Raw genomic sequence first — 19022 nt, forward strand, 5'->3', positions numbered from 1 at the left:
TCTCACTTGGTTGCGCTCGCGGTCTGGTTTGGCCCGGATGCAGCCGTCGCGGCAAGCTCCTGCGCGGCCTGCGCGAGTTCGATCCACATCGCGCCTTCGGGGATGACGTATTCGTTCTCGCCCCAGAAGAACGGCCAGTCCTCATGGTTCTCGGGGAAGTCGGGCTTGATGATCAGTACGCCCGGCACGACGCCGCCGGCGATGAACGAGAAGTCGGCGCGATTGTTGCCGTAGGCGACTTCCTTCGAGACGGTGCCGACGGCGGAGACGAACGACACGTCGGACGCGGGGTGGTTGCCGACCAGGAACTCGAGCCCACGGAACACGGCGTCGGCGGGCATGATCTCCGGGAACGCCTTGTGCAGCGTGTACGCGTTCATCGCATAGCCGAGCACGGTGCCGCTGCCCGCCCAGCCGCCGGTGGTGATCGGCACGCCGAACGGGTTGGCCTTGGCCGCGGTCTCGGCGGCGGCGGCATAGGCGCGCACCGCCGGGATCATCGCCGCACGATAGGCCGGCGGCATGAACGGAATCGCCGCGACCGCATCGCGCAGATTGAAGGCGAAGGTCTTTTCCATCGCCGGCCACAGCGACTGGACTGCCGCGACGTAGCGCGGATCGCGCGTCGTGCGGAGCAGCTCGACCGCGGCGGAGAAGCGCTCGGCATCGAGCGGACCACCGGTGGTATTGCCGTGCTGGTACAGATCGGGCGCGTGCGACTGTTCCTCCGCCCAAGTCCGCGTTGCGATCCCGAGCGCCTTCTTCGACAGCGCCGGATCGACCTCGGCGAGCGCGCGCGATGCGGCCGCGAGGCCGGCGATCGAGCCGTAGTTGAGTGCGGATGCCTTGGTCGTGAATGCCCAGCGATCGTCGGGCGTCCCGCTGCGGCCGTTCTTTTCCTCGCCGAGCTTCAGCGCAGGATCGTAGACCAGCCCGTCGGTCTTGGTCGAGGCGTCGCCGAGATGCGTGTATTGCGCGACGTCCGGCTCGACGATGCCGTGGATCGCGTGGCCGACCGCATCGAACTGCGCGACGAGTTGCAGCGTGCCGTGGCGGATCTGCTGGACGAGATCGGGTGTGCCGTCGGGCACGTGGATCTCGGTCTTGCGCCGCGTCCAGTCGATCGCGGTCGTATCGCGCATCGGGTGCCAGCGCTCCCAGCAGTCGACCAGCGAGCGGATCACCTGATATTGCGACTGGGTGCGGATGTCGTAGTCGCCCGCGTCGAACCAGCCGCCGACCGCGAGGCCGGGGATGTGCTCGCCCGACTTGAACTTCGTGTCGGTGGTCGGCCCCTGCGCATAGAGGTCGATATGCTCGTGGTCGGTCGGCGCCTGGCGGGCATCGTCGCGATGCGCATCGCCGTGCCAGACGCGGTAGCCTTCGTTGACGAACATATGGTCCATCGCGACCGGGAAATAGACGTCGAGCGTCGGGTGCCACGCGCCGGCATAGGCGTCCGCGGCGATCCGGAACGGTGCGGTGCGCGTGGTGCCATAGTCGAGCACATAGGTGCCGGGCTGGCGGACCGCGCTGAAATCGAGTTGCAGATAGCTGTAGCGGAGATAGTCGCCCCAGCGCTTGGCGGGCACGGTCGGCACCGGCGTCATGCTGCCATCCTCGCCGACGCGCAGTAGGCGTGCAGGCAGCATGCGGCGATCGTTGCGATCGAGCTCGATCGTCGCAACCTTCCGCGCGTCGGGCGTATAGCCGAGCTGCGAATGCGCGATCACCGGCGCGCGCAGCCAGCCGGGTACGCTGTTGGGCTGGATCGTCCATTCGAGCACGGTGCCGGTGCGCCCGGCCGGAAGCAGCGAGCGGAGCACGAACCAGCCGTTCTGCGCCTGGTTGCGGCCGTCGAGCAGCTGCACCTCGGCGGTCGAGCGGATCGTCACGCGGCGTGCGGGATCCTCGGGTGCGAGCACGAAGCGGCTGCCCTTGGCGATCGCGGTCGGTTCTGCACCTGGGCCCTCGGCGCGACCGCTTGCCGCGTTGCGCTGCGGCGTCTGGATCATCGCGTCGGCCGGATAGACCGGGAACGCGCCGCTCACTCCGTCGGCCATGTAGCTGTGGTGGAAATAGGCGGCGGGGAGGAATTCGAGGTTGAACCCAGCCTTCCCCGCGAGCGCGGCCGGCACGGGCTGGTCGAGGATCACCGAGACGGCGACCGCGCCGCCGCGCTTCTCCGAGCGCACGCGGTAGCGCCATTTATAGTCGGGATATTCGAGCGTAACGATGATCGCGCCGGTCGCGGCGTCGATCTTGCGATCGACCAGGCGTCCGATCGCATCCCACTGGCCGGGCGTGGAGGACAGGCGGACGTCGCCGTTGGTGGCGATCCGTTCGCCCTGCTGGATGATCTCGACGCCGCTGATTTTCGAATCGGCGAAAAGGCCGTCATACCAGTTGGAGAAGACGAGCACGTTGGCGGCTGGCGCCTCGTAATAACCCGCGGCGTTGAGCGTCAGGTCGGTCGACGGGGTGCGCGCGCTTGTCTGAGCGATTGCGGGTGCGGCGCTCGCGAGCAGGGTCGCGATCAGGCAGAATGCGGATTTGGCCGCCATGGTTTTTCCTCTCCGATATCGTCATGCGGCGTTGGATTCGCCTGCTATTCCCGCGACTATAGCGCTAACAATCGCATACGCCACCCGCTGCCGCTGTTCCCATATGGACAGGATAGCGGTATCAACCTAATACTCATACAAGGTTGCAAAGGGCACGCGACGGTTCCGGTTTCGGGACGTCGGAGAACAGCCTGCACGCGACCGATAGGGAGAAGAGGATGACCGGGCCAACCGTCGATCGTCGTCGTGCGATGCTTGCATCGATCGCCACCGGGGCGGGGCTGATGCTGCCCGCTATCGGTCGCGCGCGTGCTGCGCCCGGATCGTCCGCATCGCGCACCGGCACCTGCTCGACGCCGCAATCCGCGATCGCCCGGACGCAATATGGGCCGGTCCGCGGCTATGTCTCGGACGGCGTCTACACCTTCAAGGGCGTGCCTTACGGCGCGGATACCGGCGGCGAGAACCGCTGGCTGCCCGCCAAGCCTCCGCAGTGCTGGACCGAGGCGCGAGACACGCTGTCCTACGGCGCGAACTGCCCGCAGACGCTCCACGACTTTAGTGCTGTAGAGCACACGTTCCTCCAGCAATGGACCGACGGGTTCATTGGCGAGGACATGCTGAAGCTGAACGTCTGGACGCCGTCGCTGTCGGGCAAGCGGCCGGTGATGGTGTATTTCCACGGCGGCGGGTTCGCGTTCGGCTCGTCGTACGAACTCGCCTCGCACGACGGCGCGCAGATGGCGCGGCATCACGACGTCGTGCAGGTATCGATCAACCATCGGCTCAACGTGCTCGGGTTCCTCGACCTGACCGAGGTCGGCGGCGCCGCGTACGACACGTCGGTCAATGTCAGCATGACCGATTGCGTCGCGGCGTTGCGCTGGGTGCAGGAGAACATCGCGCGGTTCGGCGGCGATCCCGACACCGTGATGATCTACGGTCAGTCGGGCGGCGGATCGAAGGTGACGACGTTGCTCGGCATGGCGGCCGGCAAGCGCCTGATCCACCGTGCCGCGGTGCAGTCGGGTGGCGGCGGGTCGCTGCCCACCGCCGAACAGTCGCGCGATTTCTCGCGGCGCGTGCTGCGCGAACTGAACATCGGGCCGAAGGACCTCGGTGCGCTCCAGCGGATCGCGTGGAAGCCGCTGTTCGACGCCGGCAACAAGGTCGCGACCGAGATCAACGGTCCGCGCGGGCCGATGGGACCTTCGCTGACACCGCGCGTGGGTTGGAACCCGACGCTCGACGGCAAGGTGATCGACGTCCGCTCATACTCGGACATTGCGCCCGAGGTGTCGCGCGACGTGCCGGTGATGATCGGCAACGTCAGCGAGGAGGGCATGCGCTGGGGCTATAATCCGAGCGAGGCGCAGTGGCGGACCGATCTCACCACGCAGATGGGGGGCGACAAGGCCGGGCGGCTGATCGCGGCGATGAAGCAGGCGCACCCGGAAAAGGCGGTGCGGACCTTGGCGTACGGCGTGCAGGGCCTGCAGAACCGCAACCGCGTGCAGGACATGGTGCGGCTGAAGCATGCGCAGCGCGGCGCGCCGGTGTACCAGTATCTGTTCCAGTGGCAGTCGCCGCAACTGGGCGGCGTCGCTGGCGCGTGGCACACCGCCGATCTCGCCTTCTGCTTCGACAACACCGCGCTCTGCGACCAGGGCACCGGCAATGCGCCCGACGCACAAAACGTCGCGCGGACCATGTCGACCGCGTGGGCGAACTTCGCGCACACCGGCAATCCGAGCCAGCCGGGCCTGACCTGGACACCGACCGATCCTCAGCGCTGCCAGACGATGGTGTTCGATACCACAAGCCGCATGGTCGACGATCCCGAGGGCGCCGCGCGGCGTATCCTGCTGTCGTGAGCGGGATGTGACGGACAATCTGGGGGAGAAGACGATGCGTTGGTCGATCGGATTTGGGCTGTTTGCTAGCGCGCTGGCGCTGGCGTCGCCGGTGCTGGCGCAGGACGCGAAGATGACCGCGACGGCGGCTCCCGCCGAGCCGACCGCGATCCCGCTCAATACCGGCGGCGTGAAAGGGCAGGCCGCGCCCGAGGCGTGGTTCCAGCAGTACGGCGTGGCGATGACGCGCAACGTCACGACCGCGACGCTGACGCCGTTCCTGCCAGATCCCGCCAAGGCGACCGGAGCGGCGGTGATTGTCGCGCCCGGCGGCGGTTTCCTGATGCTGTCGATGGAGAATGAAGGCTGGCGCGTGGCGAAGGCGCTCGCCGACCGGGGCATCGCGGCGTTCGTGCTCAAATACCGGTTGAAGCCGACGCCGGCGGACATGGGCGGGTTCGAACGGTCGGTCACGGCCATGTTCGCGGGCGCCGCGCAGCCGCAACGCCGGATAAGCCCGGACGAGGCGATCGCCGGGCTAAGCGACCAGATCGCCGATGCGCGAGCCGCGGTTGCTTTGGTGAGGACGCGCGCGACCGAGTGGAAGGTCGACCCCGCCCGCGTCGGCATGGTCGGCTTTTCAGCGGGAGCGATGACGACGATGGCGACCGCGCTGGCCGCGCCCGACACGCATCTCGCCTTCATCGCGCCGATCTATGGATCGATGGAGACGGTGAAGGTGCCGGCCGACGCGCCACCGCTGTTCGCGGTGCTCGCCGCCAACGACCCGCTGTTCGCCAACAAGGGATTCGGCCTGATCGAATCCTGGCAGAAGGCGGGGAAGCCGGTCGAGTTCCACCTTTACCAGGCGGGCGGCCACGGCTTCGGGCTGGGCAAGAAAGGCACGACCAGCACCGGCTGGTTCGAGGATTTCATGCACTGGCTCGACGCCAACGGCATGCTCGTACGGCGATGACAATGATGCAGGGGGAGACGGGTATGATGCGCTTCACGAGGGTTCGGGCGATCGGGCTGCGCGCTGCGCCGCTGCTGGCGTTGGGGGCGCTGGCCGGGATGTCGTCCGGCGCGAACGGGCAGGATACGGCGGCGGCACCGGCGACCGGTCTTGCGCCGTATTTCCAGCCGGTGACGCAAGGGGCCACGACGACCGACAGCGACGGGTTCCTGCGTCGCTGGCTGTTGCTCGAGCCGATCGACAAGCCCAACCGCAGCAATACGGGCTTCACGGCCACCTATGTCCGGCAGGCGCTGACCACGCAGTACTTCCCCGGCCAGTTCGCCGCGATCCCGCGCGACGGCCAGGTCGTGAAAGCGGCTCAACCGCTACGCTGGCACGCGCTCGATTCCGGCGCGTTCGACGTCAAGCTGTTCAGCTTCGCCAAGGGGCTCGGCAAGCCGACCTACGGCGTGATCTTCTGGGCGGTGACGATCGTCGACAGTCCGCGCGAGATGCGCGACGTGCGGCTGGCGGTCGGGTCGAACTCGGCGTCGATCTGGTGGCTGAACGGCAAGGAGACGGTCGGGCTGTTCAACGATCGCCGCATGGTGATGGACGACGTGCTGTCGGACCGCGTGACGCTGCGCAAGGGCCGCAACGTCCTGCGTGGCGCGGTGATCAACGGGCCCGGCCTGAGCGACTTCTGCGTGCGCTTCGTCGACGAGGCCGGCCGGCCGATCACCGACCTCAAGACCGATGTCCGCTAGCATGGAGACCCTCATGACGCGTCTTGCCGCCGCCGCTCTCGGGCTGTCCGCGATCCTCGCCGCCGGGGCGCCGCCCGCCACCGCGCAGTTGCAGGGGGAGACGTTCATCCACGATCCGTCGACGGTCACCGAGTCTGACGGCAAATACTATACGTTCGGCACGCGCGGCGGTGGTCTGGTCTCCGACGACGGCTGGACGTGGCGCAGCGGTCCCGAGCGTCCCGGCGGCGGCGTCGCGCCCGACGTGATCAAGATCGGCGATCGTTATTACGTCGCCTATGCGGTCGGCGGCGGCGGCATGTCCGGCGGGCATGCGAGCCAGGTCAAGATCATGTGGACGCTGTCGCTCGATCCGAAATCGCCGCGGTTCAAATATCACGACGTCGGCGTGGTCGCGTCGAGCGACGGGGTGGAGACCGCCGACGCGATCGACCCTGCATTCCTGTACGTCGACGGCCATTTGTGGCTGACCTACGGCACCTATTTTGGGCCGATCCGCATTATCGAACTCGATCCAAAGACGGGCTTACGCGTCGCAGGCAACCAGCCGGTCGACGTCGCGATCGACATGGAAGCCACCGCGATGATGCACCGCGACGGCTGGTACTACCTGCTCGGCACGCACGGAACGTGCTGCGACGGGCCGAATTCGACCTACCATATCCGCGTCGGCCGATCGCGCAGTCCGCTCGGACCGTATGTCGATCACATGGGGACGCCGTTGCTCCGCGGCGGCGGCAAGCTGGTCGTCAGCGCGCGTGGTCGCAATATCGGCCCCGGCCATTTCGGGCTGATCGAACTCGACGGCGGCGTCGAAAAATTCTCGATGCATTACGAGGCGGACATGGATCGCAGCGGCCGCAGCGTGCTGGGGATAGAGCCGCTCCGCTGGACCGACGGCTGGCCGGTCGCGGGGGAGAACGTCGTGCCCGGCACCTATGAAGTCGCCTCCGAACGCAGCGGCTACGCGCTCGGTCTCGCCACCGATGTCGTCAGGATCGCGTTCGACCCGCGCCGCGCCTTCATGGCCAAGCCGACCGATCCGGTCAGCCCGATCCCAGACCAGACACTGGCGCAGAATTCGGCGGGTTGGCCGCAGGGCCGCATCCGCGTCGATCTCGCCGACTATATGAACCGCCCGCACCAATTGTGGACGATCGCGCCGGCGCCGGGCGGCGGCGGATATTTCGGTGCGCCCTATTACACGATCACGATCGCCGGGACCGCGCGCGTCCTCGCGGCGACCGGGCAGGGCGAGGTCGAGACGGTGCCAGCGTTCACGGGCGCGACCGAGCAGATGTGGCGGATCGACCAGCTGACCGACGGCACCTACCGCATCATGCCGAAGTCCGTACCGGGTGGTCGCGCAAACCTAGCGCTCGTCGCGATTGGCGCCAGCACGCCGACGCTTGCCGCGTTCGATCCGGCCAGCCCCGCCGGGCGCTGGACCTTCAAGCGGCCGTAGTCGATCCCGGCCGACGTTGACGCCGGCCGAGATTGAACTACTCCTACAAGTATCGAAAAGATGGGGCTGCCTCATGGTGGCCGAAAGGGAGAGTATGGACCTGTTCACGCACCGCACTTCACAGTCGGGTTCCGGCCAGACGCGCGGCCTCCAGCGCGCGATCGCCGTATTGATGCTCGCGGGGGCTGGCTTCGCGACGTCGGCCATTGCGCAGGACGCCGCGGGACCGACCGTGACGGCCACGTTGCAGGCGGACAAGCCGGGTGCAGTCGTCCACCGCGACGTATTCGGGCAGTTCGCCGAGCATCTCGGCCACGGCATCTATGGTGGGATCTGGGTCGGCAAGGGCTCGCGCATTCCCAACGACGGCGGCTATCGTCGCGACGTGCTGGACGCGTTGAAGGCGATCAACGTACCGATGGTGCGATGGCCCGGCGGGTGTTTCGCGGACGAATATCATTGGCGCGACGGGATCGGCGCGACCAAGTCGCGCCCGACCAAGGTCAACACCAACTGGGGCGGCGTCAACGAGGACAACGCGTTCGGTACGCACGAATATTTCGGGCTGATGGACCGTCTCGGTGCCAGCACCTACGTCTCCGCCAACGTCGGCAGCGCACCGCCGTCCGAGACCGCGCAATGGGTCGAGTACATGACCGCCGCGAAAGGCACGACCGTGCTGGCCAAGGAGCGCGAGCGCAACGGCCACGCCGCGCCGTGGAAGATCCAGTATCTCGGCATCGGCAACGAGCTGTGGGGCTGCGGCGGCAACATGCGCGCCGAATATGCCGCCGACCTGACCAACCGCTATGCGCAGTTCGCCAAATCCGCGAACGGCCCGATGCTCAAGATCGCGAGCGGCCCGAGCGACTCGAACTACGAATGGACCGAGGCGATGATGCGGATCGCCGGCAAGAACATCGATGGTCTGGCGCTGCATTACTACACGCGGCCGCGCGACAAGGACTGGAAGGACAAGGGCGCGGCGATCGGCTTTCCCGAGCGCGAATGGGCGACCACCATGTCGCACACGCTGGAGATGGAGGAGTTCATCACCAAACATTCGGCGATCATGGACAAATATGATCCGGCCAAGCGCGTGATGCTCGCGGTCGACGAATGGGGCACGTGGTACGATCCGACGCCGGGCAGCAATCCCGGTTTCCTCGAGCAGCAGAATTCGTTGCGCGATGCGGTGGTCGCCGGGCTCAACCTCAACATCTTCGCGCATCATGCCGACCGTGTCCGGATGGCGGCGATCGCGCAGATGGTGAACGTGTTGCAGGCGATGCTGCTCACCGACGGCGCGAAGATGGTGAAGACGCCGACCTATTGGGTGTTCGACCTCTACAAGCCGTGGCAGGGCGCGACGTCGTTGCCGATCCAGGTGACCTCGCCCTGGTATCATAAGGACGAGGTAGCGGTACCGGCCGTCAGCGCGTCTGCGGTGCGCGATACCGCGGGGCAGGTGCATGTCGCGCTGGTCAACCTTGATCCGAACCGCGCGATGCCGGTGTCGGTCGCGCTCGCCGGATTGCAGGCGACGCAGGCGAGCGGACGGATCATCACCGGCACCGCGATGGACGCGCATAACAGCTTCGACGCGCCGGATACGGTCGTACCGCAGCCGTTCGCGGGCGCACAGGTGACGGGCGGCAATCTGACGCTCACGGTGCCGGCGAAGTCGGTGCTGGTCCTCGACCTGCGCTGATTGGGCGATGACCGTCGAACCCACGCGTCGCGACATGCTGGAAGGCGCAGCGGCGGTCGCCGTCGCTGCGCTTGCCGGAACGGGGCAGGCGTGGGCGGCGGCACCCGCCAATGGCTCGCGGCTCTGGTATCGGCAGCCGGCGGTCGCCTGGACCGAGGCGTTGCCGGTTGGCAATGGCCGGCTCGGCGCGATGGTGTTCGGCGGGACCGCCAGCGAGCGGTTGCAGCTGAACGAGGATACGCTGTGGACCGGCGGGCCGTACGATCCGGTCAACCCGGCGGCGCATGCGGCGCTGCCAGAGGTGCGGCGGTTGATCGACGCGGGCAAGTTCGCCGAGGCGCAGGCGCTCGCCAACGCGCAGGTCATGGGATTGCCGAAGACTCAGATGGCGTACCAGCCGGTCGGCGACCTGTTGCTGGAGATGCCCGGCGTATCGGGAGCGGTCGGCGACTATGTCCGGCAGCTCGATCTCGACGCGGCGGTGGCGACTACCAGTTTCACGATGGGCGGCACGCGATTTCGGCGCGACGTCTTCGCGTCGCCCGGGGATCAGGTGATCGCGGTGCACCTTGTCGGCGATCGGCCGTTCGACCTGCTGGTAGGCCTCCAGTCGCCGCAGCTTGGTGCCAGCGTCTCGGTCGACGGTGCGATGGTGACGCTGGCCGGGCATAACGGCGAGCGGGCTGGGATTGCGGGCCGGTTGCGGTTCGCGGCGCGGGCGCGGGTTTCGACGGTGGGTGGTGTCGTCTCGAAGGATGGCAACCGGGTTCGCATCACGGGAGCACGCGCGGTCACCGTGCTGGTGGCGATGGCGACGAGCTATCGCCGGTTCGACGATGTGAGCGGCGACCCGGAAGCGGCGACGCTCGCCACGCTCGATCGCGCGAGCCGTCGCGGTGTCGAGCGGATCCGCGCCGAGACGAGCGCCGCGCACCGTGCGCTGTTCCGTCGCGTGACGCTCGATCTCGGACGCACGGCGGCGGCGGACAAGCCGACCGACGAGCGCGTCCGCGCCAACCGTGCCGGCGACGATCCGGCACTGGCGACGCTGTATTTCGAGTATGGCCGGTATCTGCTGATCACGTCGTCGCGACCGGGGACGCAGCCGGCGAACCTCCAGGGTATCTGGAACGACGCGATCAAGCCGCCGTGGGAATCCAAATACACCGTCAATATCAACACCGAGATGAACTATTGGCCGGCGGAGGTGACCGCGCTGGCCGAGTGCACCGCACCGCTGGTGCAGATGGTCCGCGAACTGGCGATCACGGGTGAGCGCACGGCACGGACCATGTACGGTGCGCGCGGGTGGGTGTGTCATCACAACACCGATCTGTGGCGCGCGACGGCGCCGATCGACGGGGCGCAATGGGGGCTGTGGCCGACCGGCGGCGCGTGGCTGTGCACGCATTTGTGGGATCGCTACGATTACGGGCGCGACCTCGATTATCTGCGCTCGGTCTATCCGCTGATGCGCGGCGCGGCGTTGTTCTTCCTCGATACGCTGCAGACCGATCCGGCGAGCGGCGCGCTGGTGACCAATCCGTCGCTGTCGCCTGAGAACATCCATCCGGCGGGCGCGTCGATCTGCGCGGGGCCGGCGATGGACATGCAGATCCTGCGCGACCTGTTCGACCAGGTCGGGCAAGCGGCGGCGTTGCTGAAGATCGATGCGCCGTTTGCGGCCGAAGTGGCAGCGGCGCGCGCACGCCTCGCACCCGATCATATCGGCGCACAGGGCCAACTTCAGGAATGGCAGCGCGACTGGGACGCGGCGGCGCCCGAGCCGCATCATCGCCATGTCTCGCATCTCTACGGGCTGTTCCCGAGCGACCAGATCGATCTCGACCGCACGCCTGCGCTGGCACAGGCGGCGCGGCGGTCGCTCGAACTGCGCGGCGATGAATCGACCGGCTGGGCGACCGCGTGGCGCGCGAACCTGTGGGCGCGGCTGCGCGACGGCGATCATGCGCACCGCATCCTCGCGTTCCTGCTCGGCCCCGAGCGCACCTATCCCAATCTGTTCGACGCGCATCCGCCGTTCCAGATCGACGGCAATTTCGGCGGTACGCGCGCGATCGCAGAAATGCTGATGCAGAGCCGGGGCGACGAGATTTTAGTGTTGCCCGCGCTGCCGAGCGCTTGGCCGACCGGGGCCGTCACAGGGTTGCGCGCGCGGGGGCGATGTTCGGTCGATCTGCGCTGGCAGAAGGGCGAACTGGTCGAGGCAGTGGTTCGTGGCGAGATGCCGGGGCGCCGCGTGATCCGGCTCGGCACGCGGCGGGTCGAGGTCGTGCTGACCCCGGGGAAAGCGGTGAGGCTTCGCGGCAACGCTCTCGCGCGCGCTTGAACAACAAAAGGGGATGTCCGTGAACAAGCTTCTCGTCGCACTCGGCACTGCGTTGATGCTGTCGACCGGACCCGCTCCAGCACAGGTCAAGACGCCAGGACCGCCGCCCGTTGCCGGTGCGAAGCCGGTGACGATCGAGCGGATCACCGTCCACTCGCCCGCGATCGAAGGCAATCTCGAAGGCGAGAGCCCGGACCGCGCGGTGCTGGTGGTCCTGCCGCCAAGCTATCGCGCCAACCCGACGCGGCGCTTTCCGGTGGTCTACGCCCTCCACGGCTATTCGATCGGCGCGGAGCAGTGGATCGGCGAGATCCACGTGCCGCAGACGATCGAGGGTGCGTTCGCCAAGGGCGCACGTGAGATGATCGTCGTGATCCCCGACAGCAAGACCGCGCATAATGGGTCCTTCTATTCGAGTTCGGTAACGGTCGGCGATTTCGAGACGTTCGTCGCGCGCGACCTCGTCGGCTATGTCGATGGCCATTACCGGACGATCGCGGACCGCCGCAGCCGCGGGCTCGCGGGGCATTCGATGGGCGGCTACGGCACCGCGCGGATCGGCATGAAGCATCCCGATGTGTTCGGCGCGCTCTACATGATGAGCCCGTGCTGCCTGTCGACGCGCGCGCTCGGCACGCCGGATGCGGCGACCGAGACGGCGATCCGCGCGCTCCGGTCGCCAGCGGATAGCGCTACGCTCTCTTGGGGACAGCGCGCCCAACTCGCGACCGCCGCGGCATGGTCGCCCAACCCCAAGGCGCCGCCGCTGTACCTCGATCTCCCGGTCAAGGACGGCGCGCCGCAGCCCGACGTGGTGGCGCGCTGGGCGGCCAATGCGCCGCTGGCGATGCTCGATCAATATATCGGCAATCTGCGGCGCTATGCGGCGATCGGGATCGACGTCGGCGACCGCGACGGGCTGAAGGACGATGCCGGCAAGCTCCACGCCGCGCTCGACAGCTACGGGATCGCGAACAGCTTCGAGGTGTATCCGGGCGATCATACCAGCGGCGTCGCCGGCCGCGTGCAGGACACGATGATGCCGTTCTTCTCGCGCGCGCTGGCGTTCGGCAAATGAGGATCGCGGTGGCGGTCGCGCTGGGGCTGCTGGCGACCGCCGCGTCGGCGCAGGTGTGGCGATCGGACCAGGGCGACGGGAGCTTCCGCAATCCGGTGCTGTTCGCGGATTATCCCGATCCCGACATCATTCGCGTCGGCAGCGACTATTATTTCGCGACGACGACGTTCGCGAACACGCCCGGCATCACGATCCTGCACAGCCGCGACCTGATCAACTGGACGCTCGCGTCGCACCTCGTCGCTCGGCTGGAGGGCAAGCCCGAATACGACCTGAGGGGCGGCAACGCGTACCGGCACGGGCTCTACGCCTCGTCCTTGCGCTACCACGCCGGCACCTATTATCTCGCCAACACGCCGGTCGGGCAGAAGACGCGGATCTGGTACGCGAAGGACGTGCGCGGGCCATGGCGCTATCACGAACTGGAGCGCGAGGCGTTCGATCCGGGGCTGTTCATCGAGCCGGACGGGCGCGCGTATCTGGCGACCGCGAGTACCGCGGACGGGACGATCACGCTGCTGACGCTCGACAAGCAACTGGCGCATGTCACCGCGTCGCAGAAAGTCCATTACATCAAGGGCGCGGAGGGGTCGAAGATCATTCGGCGCGGTGCGTATTACTACCTCTTCAACGCGCTGCCGCCGCGGCTGGGGCTGACCGTGTCGCGGTCGCGCAGCCTGTTCGGGCCGTGGGAAACGCGCGACCAGATCGACGACAAGACCGGCGGGCACCAGGGTGCGCTGGTCGACCTGCCCGATGGTCGCTGGTTCGGCTTCGTGATGGAGGATAGCGGCGCGATCGGGCGGATGACGAACCTTAGCCCCGTGTTCTGGCAGGACGACTGGCCGGTATGGGGCACGCGCGAGGCACCCGGTCGCGTGCCGCAGCGTGCCGCGAAACCGATCCTGGGTGGGGCCTTCGCGGAGCCGGCGACGTCGGACGATTTCGGCAAACCGACGCTCGGGTTGCAGTGGCAGTGGAACCACAATCCGGAGCCTTCGCGCTGGTCTTTGTCCGAGCGTCCGGGGTGGTTGCGGCTGAAGCCGACCTTCGCGAGTGGGTTCTGGAGCGCGCGCAATACGCTGGTGCAGAAGGGGCAGGGGCCTGCGAGCCGCGGCGAGGTGAAGCTCGACATCCGCCATCTGGCGCAGGGCGATCGCTGTGGGTTCGGGACGTTCGGGCAGTTCAGCGGGAATATCACGCTGCAGGGCGCGGCAGGCGGCAAGGCGACGCTGGCGATGGAGGTGACCGAAGACACGGTCGCCGGTGCCCGGACGGAGGATCGCGCCACCGCGCCGTTGCCGCGGACGGAAGCGCTGTGGTTGCGGACCGACATGGACTTCACGACCGACCGGGCGCGCGTGGCGTATAGCGTGGATGGGCGGCGCTGGACCGGGCTGGGTGGCGATTTCCCGCTAGCGTTCGCGTGGCGAACGGGGACGTTCCAGGGCGAGCAGCTCGCGGTGTTCTGCTACGCGCCGACGGCGAGCCGGGGGTGGCTGGATGTCGACCGGTTCACGCTGTCGGCGTTGCCGCCGGGGGCGCCGGAGCGGGTGCGTTAACTCCCGTTCGTGCTGAGCGAAGTCGAAGCACCTCTCTCAACGGGCGTGTACGCGCGTGGAGAGGTACCCTTCGACTACGCTCAGGGCGAACGGGGGGGGGGGCTGCCTCCAGGGGGGGCCTCTCCCATCGCTATTTGTAGAGCGCAGCGTCCGCCCAAGTCGCACGTTGCGGCGCCCCGGCATTCGCCGCACCACTCCCCCGCGCCACCAGTTCGACGATCCGTACACCCGCCACCTTCGCCTCCAGCGGTACCGCTGCCTCACCAAACCCCATCGGCCGGGACTTGGCTAACAGGCGACCGTCGCCCCATACCTCGAACACCGTAGTGCCCGACTGCGGTTGGCCGGAATCGTTGATGCCGACCTTGGCTGAGAACCGCGCGTAACCCTGGTTGCGGACTTCGAGGCGGGAGTTTGCGAGTACGCCGATCCCCGTGTCGAAGTCGGTGCCGGCCACGCGCAACAGCTTGCCATACGGTGCGCGGTCGGCTTCGGCGCCGCCCCAGCCGCCATATTGCGGGTGCTCGCCACCGCCGCGGGTGCCCGTCCACGGCGTGATCGACTGGTAGATCGTCGGATCCGGCTGCGGCACGACCACGCCGTCGGTTGCCGGATTGACGCGGCCGGTCTGCTCCGAAAGGTACAGTCCGCCCGGCAACCGCCGCGTGCCGGTCGCGCGGAAGACCAGCGTCTCGTGCGGCGCGAGCGTCACCGCGATCTCCTTGCGGAAACTCTGCTCCTTCTTGGTCCAGAGGTCCTTCAGGCGCACGTCGGCGGTCGGCAGCATCTTGAGCTGCTCGGCGGTCAGCACCGCTTTGGCGGGCGAGGCCGTGCGGTTGAAGAGCGCGACGCCCTTGCTGCCGTCCGCGAGCGTCTTGACGAAGGTTTGTACCTCCGACGAATCATAGGCCAGCACGGCCTGGTTGCCCGCCGCATCCTGGTTCAGCGCGACGATATCCGCGTTGCCGAAGATCGCGAGCAGTTCCGGCGTCAGTTTCCGGAGATCGTAGCCGATGATCAGCGGCGCGTTGAGCATCGCCCACAATGCGAAGTGCGAGCGTGCCTCCGCGCTGTGCGCCGCGTCGAAATCGCCGGTGCCGACGAACAGCATGTCGGGGTCGTTCCACGATCCCGGATGCGCATAGAGCGCGCGGTGCGTGACGGTGTCGAGGTTGGTCAGCATCCGCGGCCATACCGGCTGGATGTCGTCGCTCGTGCGCGAGGTGTTGCCGACGTCCTTGCCCCAGGCGCGCACGTCGCCCGCGCCCCATAGGCACAGCGAATAGACATAAGGGCGGTCGCCGGCGTGCGTGTGCAACGCGGTGTGGACCTGTTCGTAGAGGCGGCGGATGCCGGCTATGTCCGATCCGCCGAGCGACTGCATGTCGACGAGGGGCGTCAACGCGCGGTACAGGCCGGACTTTACGCGCGGTGCGTCCACCGGCAGGCCACGTGCGCCGCAGCCGTCGACCTTCAGGAAATCGAAGTTCCATTCGGCGAAGAACAGCCGGATGTCCTGGTCGACATGGCCGTACAGCCCGACCTCGCGCTCGGCGACGCTGCCCTCGGGCTGGTTCTTGAAATCGGGGGTGTAGATCTGGCCGCAGGTGTTGCGGCCGATGTCCGAATAGATGCCGACCTTGAGACCCATCGCGTGGAGCCGGTCGGTGAATGGGCGGAAGCTGGTGTCCGCACCGGTCGCAGCGGACGGGAAGTGGCTGGTGCGGATCAGCAGCCGGCCGTCGGGCTGGCGACGCTTCAGCCACCAGCCATCGTCGATATTGACGTAGCGATAGCCGATGTCGCGTAACTTGGTGTCGATCAGCGCTTGCGCCGAGGCGAGGACCTTCTCCTCGTCGACGTCGCTGTTGAAGGCGTTCCACGAACTCCAGCCCATCGGCGGCACCGGGGCCGAGCCGTCCGTATTGGCGCTCCATTTGCCGGTGGGGGTCAGCGGATCCGCCAGCGCCGCGATCGGCGTGCAGAGCACGACCAGCGCGGTGCCGAGCGTCGCGAGTGTCCGGATGCGGCTCACTTCGGCAGCTCCGCCGACTGGCGCGCCGTGAAGCTTGCGGTCTGTCCTGCGACCCCCGTGCCGGGCTGTCCCGCGCCGACCGTCACGCGGTAGGTGCCGGCGGCGACCGAGCGTGCACCGTCCAACGCGACGGAGCTGAGATCGCGCGGTGACAGGTCGAACGTCACGCTGCGCGCTTCGCCGGGGCGGAGTGCGACGCGCTGGAACCCGCGCAGCGCGATCCGCGGGGTGCCGGGCCGGTCGGGGAAGTCGAGATAGAGTTGCGCGACCTCTTCGCCCGGCCGGTCGCCCTGGTTGGTCAGTCGCGTGGTGACGCGCAGGCCGTTCTCGGCGCCGCCGCGGGCGGGCGTGACGGTCAGCGGCGCATAGCCGAACTTGGTGTAGCTGAGCCCGTGGCCGAACGGATAGACCGGCGTGCCCGCAAAGTAGCGATAGGTGCGGCCCTTCATCGCGTAATCGCCGAACGGCGGCAGGTCGCCGACGCTGCGATAGAAGGTGAGCGGCAGGCGGCCCGACGGGTTGGTCCGCCCGGTCAGGATGTTCGCTGCAGCCGTCCCGCCGGTCTCGCCCGGATACCAGGCCTCCAGCACGGCGGCGGCATTGTCCTTCGCCCAGGCGAGGTTGATCGGGCTGCCGTTCATCGTGACGAGCACGATCGGCTTGCCGGTCGCCTTGGCCTGTTCGAGCATCGCGATCTGGTCCGCGGGGAGGTCTAGCGTGGTCTTGTCGCCGCCCGAGAAGCCCGGCACCGTCACGCCGGTTTCCTCGGCTTCGAGGTCGGAGGTGAGGCCGACCACCGCGACCAGTACGTCGGCGCCAGCGGCCGCGCGACGAAGCTCGGCGGACGGCGCATCCGACACGCGCTTCCACACCAGGTCGATCCCGCTGCCCTCGGCGCGGATCGCGTAACGCCTGCCGCCTTCGAGTTTCAGCGTCGTCATGCCGGGCAGGTCGTTCCAGCGAGCCTTGCGCCGGTCGGAGATCATCTTGCCGTCGAGTGTCAGCGTACCGCCCGATCCCGACAGGCCGACGCGGTAGGTGCCGCTTTCGGGGGGCACCAGGAAGCCGGTCCATTCGGTGCGGTGGACGTCGGTGACGCGCGCGAGATCGAGGTTGCGATCGCCGACATCGGGCTCGATGCGGGTGACCACCGGCTGCGTCTGGTACTTGGCGGCGGCGACGAGTTTCTCGCGCGCGCCGCGAGCGTATTGCGCGGGCATGGGCGTCGTTGGATTATAGTAGCGCGCAAGCAGGCCGGGCTTGCCGTCGGGGGTGAGCAGCGCGGACGTCGGCACGCGGTCGCCGTCGGTGACGGACTCGCCGAACGGCACGAGCGTGACCTGGCTCGCACCGAGCGCGGTTTTCAGCCCCTCCAGCACCGACACCGGCTGACCCGACAGCGGCGACGAGTAATTGCCGCGCAGCACGCGCGTGGCATCGCCGAGCGGGCCGATCACGGCGAGCTTCACGCCGGGCTTGAGCGGCAGGATGCCGTCGTTCTTCAGCAGCACCATCGACCGCTCGGCCGCCGCCAGCGCCAGTCGCCGATGCTCGGGGGCACCGACGACGCTGGTCGGCAACGCCCTGGGGGCGCCGGCGAGTCCTGGCAGGTCGCCGTTGCGATACCGCGCGGTGAACAGGCGGACGAGGCTCTGGTCGACGTCCGCCTCGGTGATCAGGTCGCGGCCGAGCGCCTCGCGGTACCGGGTCTCCAGGCCCGCGGTATCGCCCAGCGTCTCGCCGTTGCACTCGTTGTCGACGCCCGCGCGCATCGCGGCGGCGACCGCGGCGGCGCTGTCGGGGGCGTATTTATGGTTGTCCGCGATGTCCTTCACCGCGTCGCAATCGGACACGACATAGCCCTTGAAGCCCCACGCACCGCGTAAATGCTCCTTGAGCAACAGGTCGCTGGCGCAGGCCGGCTGGCCGTCGATGCGGTTGTACGCGCACATCACCGAGCCTGCATGCCCGTCGACCAAGGCGGCGCGGAAGGCGGGGAGGTAGGTGTCCTCCAGATCATGCGCGGAGATGTAGACGTTGGCCTGGTGGCGCGTGCCCTCGGGACCGCTGTGCACCGCGAAGTGCTTGGGCGTGGCGATCACCTGCGGGCGATCGGGGTTGGGCCCCTGCATCCCGGTCACGAACGCGACGCCCATCGTCGCGGTCAGATACGGATCCTCGCCATACGTCTCCTGTCCGCGGCCCCAGCGCGGATCGCGGAAGATGTTGATGTTGGGCGACCAGGTGTCGAGCCCGGTGCCGATATGCCCGTTCCTGCCGGTCTCGCGGCCGAGCGTGTGCAGCCCGCGCACCTCCGCGCTGATCGCGCCCGCGACGTCGTGGACGATCGGCGCGTCGAAGCTTGCGGCGAGGCCGATCGGCTCGGGGAAATTGGTGGTCGCGAGCGGCCCCAGCGCGCCGTGCAGCGATTCCGTCCACCAGTTATATGCGGGCACGCCGAGCCGAGGGATCGCGGGCGCGACGTTGAGCAACTGCGGCAGTTTCTCGTCGAGCGTCATCCGCGACACCATCGTCCGTGCCATCTGCTCGGCGGAATCGGTCGCGGTCCGCTGGCTCGGTGCAGCGGCCGGCTCGCGCGCGATCGCCGGGGAGAATGCGAGCGCGAGCCCGGCCGTCGCCAGGGCGTTCGCCCTCATGGTCATGCGCATCGTCAGTCTC

The 19022-nt window shown here is 68.0% G+C and carries 11 protein-coding genes; 8 read left to right on the forward strand and 3 right to left on the reverse strand.

Going from position 1 to position 19022, the window contains the following annotated elements; genetic code table 11:
• Positions 1-2: 2 nt before the first annotated feature.
• Entirely contained in the window at positions 3-2564 is a 2562-nt protein-coding gene (locus E5673_RS05895; protein WP_136189295.1) for a glycoside hydrolase family 9 protein, read from the reverse strand.
• A 218-nt stretch (positions 2565-2782) separates the two neighbouring features.
• Between E5673_RS05895 and E5673_RS05900 the strand changes: the two genes are divergently transcribed.
• The 8 genes from E5673_RS05900 to E5673_RS05935 all read left to right on the forward strand — a co-directional run bounded on the left by E5673_RS05900 (position 2783) and on the right by E5673_RS05935 (position 14308).
• Entirely contained in the window at positions 2783-4438 is a 1656-nt protein-coding gene (locus E5673_RS05900) for a carboxylesterase family protein (protein ID WP_136189296.1), read from the forward strand.
• Positions 4439-4472: 34 nt separating this feature from the next.
• Positions 4473-5393 carry an alpha/beta hydrolase gene (locus tag E5673_RS05905; RefSeq protein WP_136189297.1) on the forward strand — a complete coding sequence of 307 codons (921 nt, stop codon included), beginning with the start codon at positions 4473-4475 and terminating at the stop codon, positions 5391-5393.
• Positions 5394-5416: 23 nt separating this feature from the next.
• Positions 5417-6142 (forward strand): acetylxylan esterase, encoded by a 726-nt coding sequence (locus E5673_RS05910; protein WP_247599604.1) that lies wholly within the window; start codon positions 5417-5419, stop codon positions 6140-6142.
• A gap of 1 nt (position 6143) precedes the next feature.
• On the forward strand, positions 6144-7607 hold the full coding sequence (locus tag E5673_RS05915; RefSeq protein WP_136189298.1) for a family 43 glycosylhydrolase: 1464 nt from the start codon (positions 6144-6146) through the stop codon (positions 7605-7607).
• 172 nt (positions 7608-7779) lie between these two features.
• Positions 7780-9318: an alpha-L-arabinofuranosidase C-terminal domain-containing protein gene (locus E5673_RS05920; protein ID WP_136191374.1), complete on the forward strand. Its 1539-nt coding sequence runs from the start codon at positions 7780-7782 to the stop codon at positions 9316-9318.
• Between the two features lie 7 nt (positions 9319-9325).
• Positions 9326-11668, forward strand: coding sequence for a glycoside hydrolase family 95 protein (locus E5673_RS05925; protein WP_136189299.1), 2343 nt, complete (start codon positions 9326-9328; stop codon positions 11666-11668).
• A 19-nt stretch (positions 11669-11687) separates the two neighbouring features.
• The gene (locus E5673_RS05930) at positions 11688-12746 is read left to right on the forward strand and encodes an alpha/beta hydrolase-fold protein (protein ID WP_348769889.1); all 1059 of its coding nucleotides are present in this window, start codon (positions 11688-11690) and stop codon (positions 12744-12746) included.
• Positions 12743-14308 (forward strand): glycoside hydrolase 43 family protein, encoded by a 1566-nt coding sequence (locus E5673_RS05935; protein WP_136189301.1) that lies wholly within the window; start codon positions 12743-12745, stop codon positions 14306-14308. The genes E5673_RS05930 and E5673_RS05935 overlap by 4 nt, the downstream gene beginning before the upstream one ends.
• Positions 14309-14438: 130 nt before the next feature.
• Here E5673_RS05935 and E5673_RS05940 read toward each other — a convergent pair whose 3' ends face one another.
• Positions 14439-16334 (reverse strand): NPCBM/NEW2 domain-containing protein, encoded by a 1896-nt coding sequence (locus tag E5673_RS05940; RefSeq protein WP_247599662.1) that lies wholly within the window; start codon positions 16332-16334, stop codon positions 14439-14441.
• A 5-nt stretch (positions 16335-16339) separates the two neighbouring features.
• Complete coding sequence (locus E5673_RS05945; RefSeq protein ID WP_247599605.1) at positions 16340-19000, reverse strand: glycoside hydrolase family 3 C-terminal domain-containing protein; 2661 nt, start codon at positions 18998-19000, stop codon at positions 16340-16342.
• Positions 19001-19022 lie beyond the last annotated feature (22 nt).

Origin of the sequence: Sphingomonas sp. PAMC26645, assembly GCF_004795835.1 — a bacterium.
In the GTDB taxonomy this organism is placed as follows: domain Bacteria; phylum Pseudomonadota; class Alphaproteobacteria; order Sphingomonadales; family Sphingomonadaceae; genus Sphingomonas.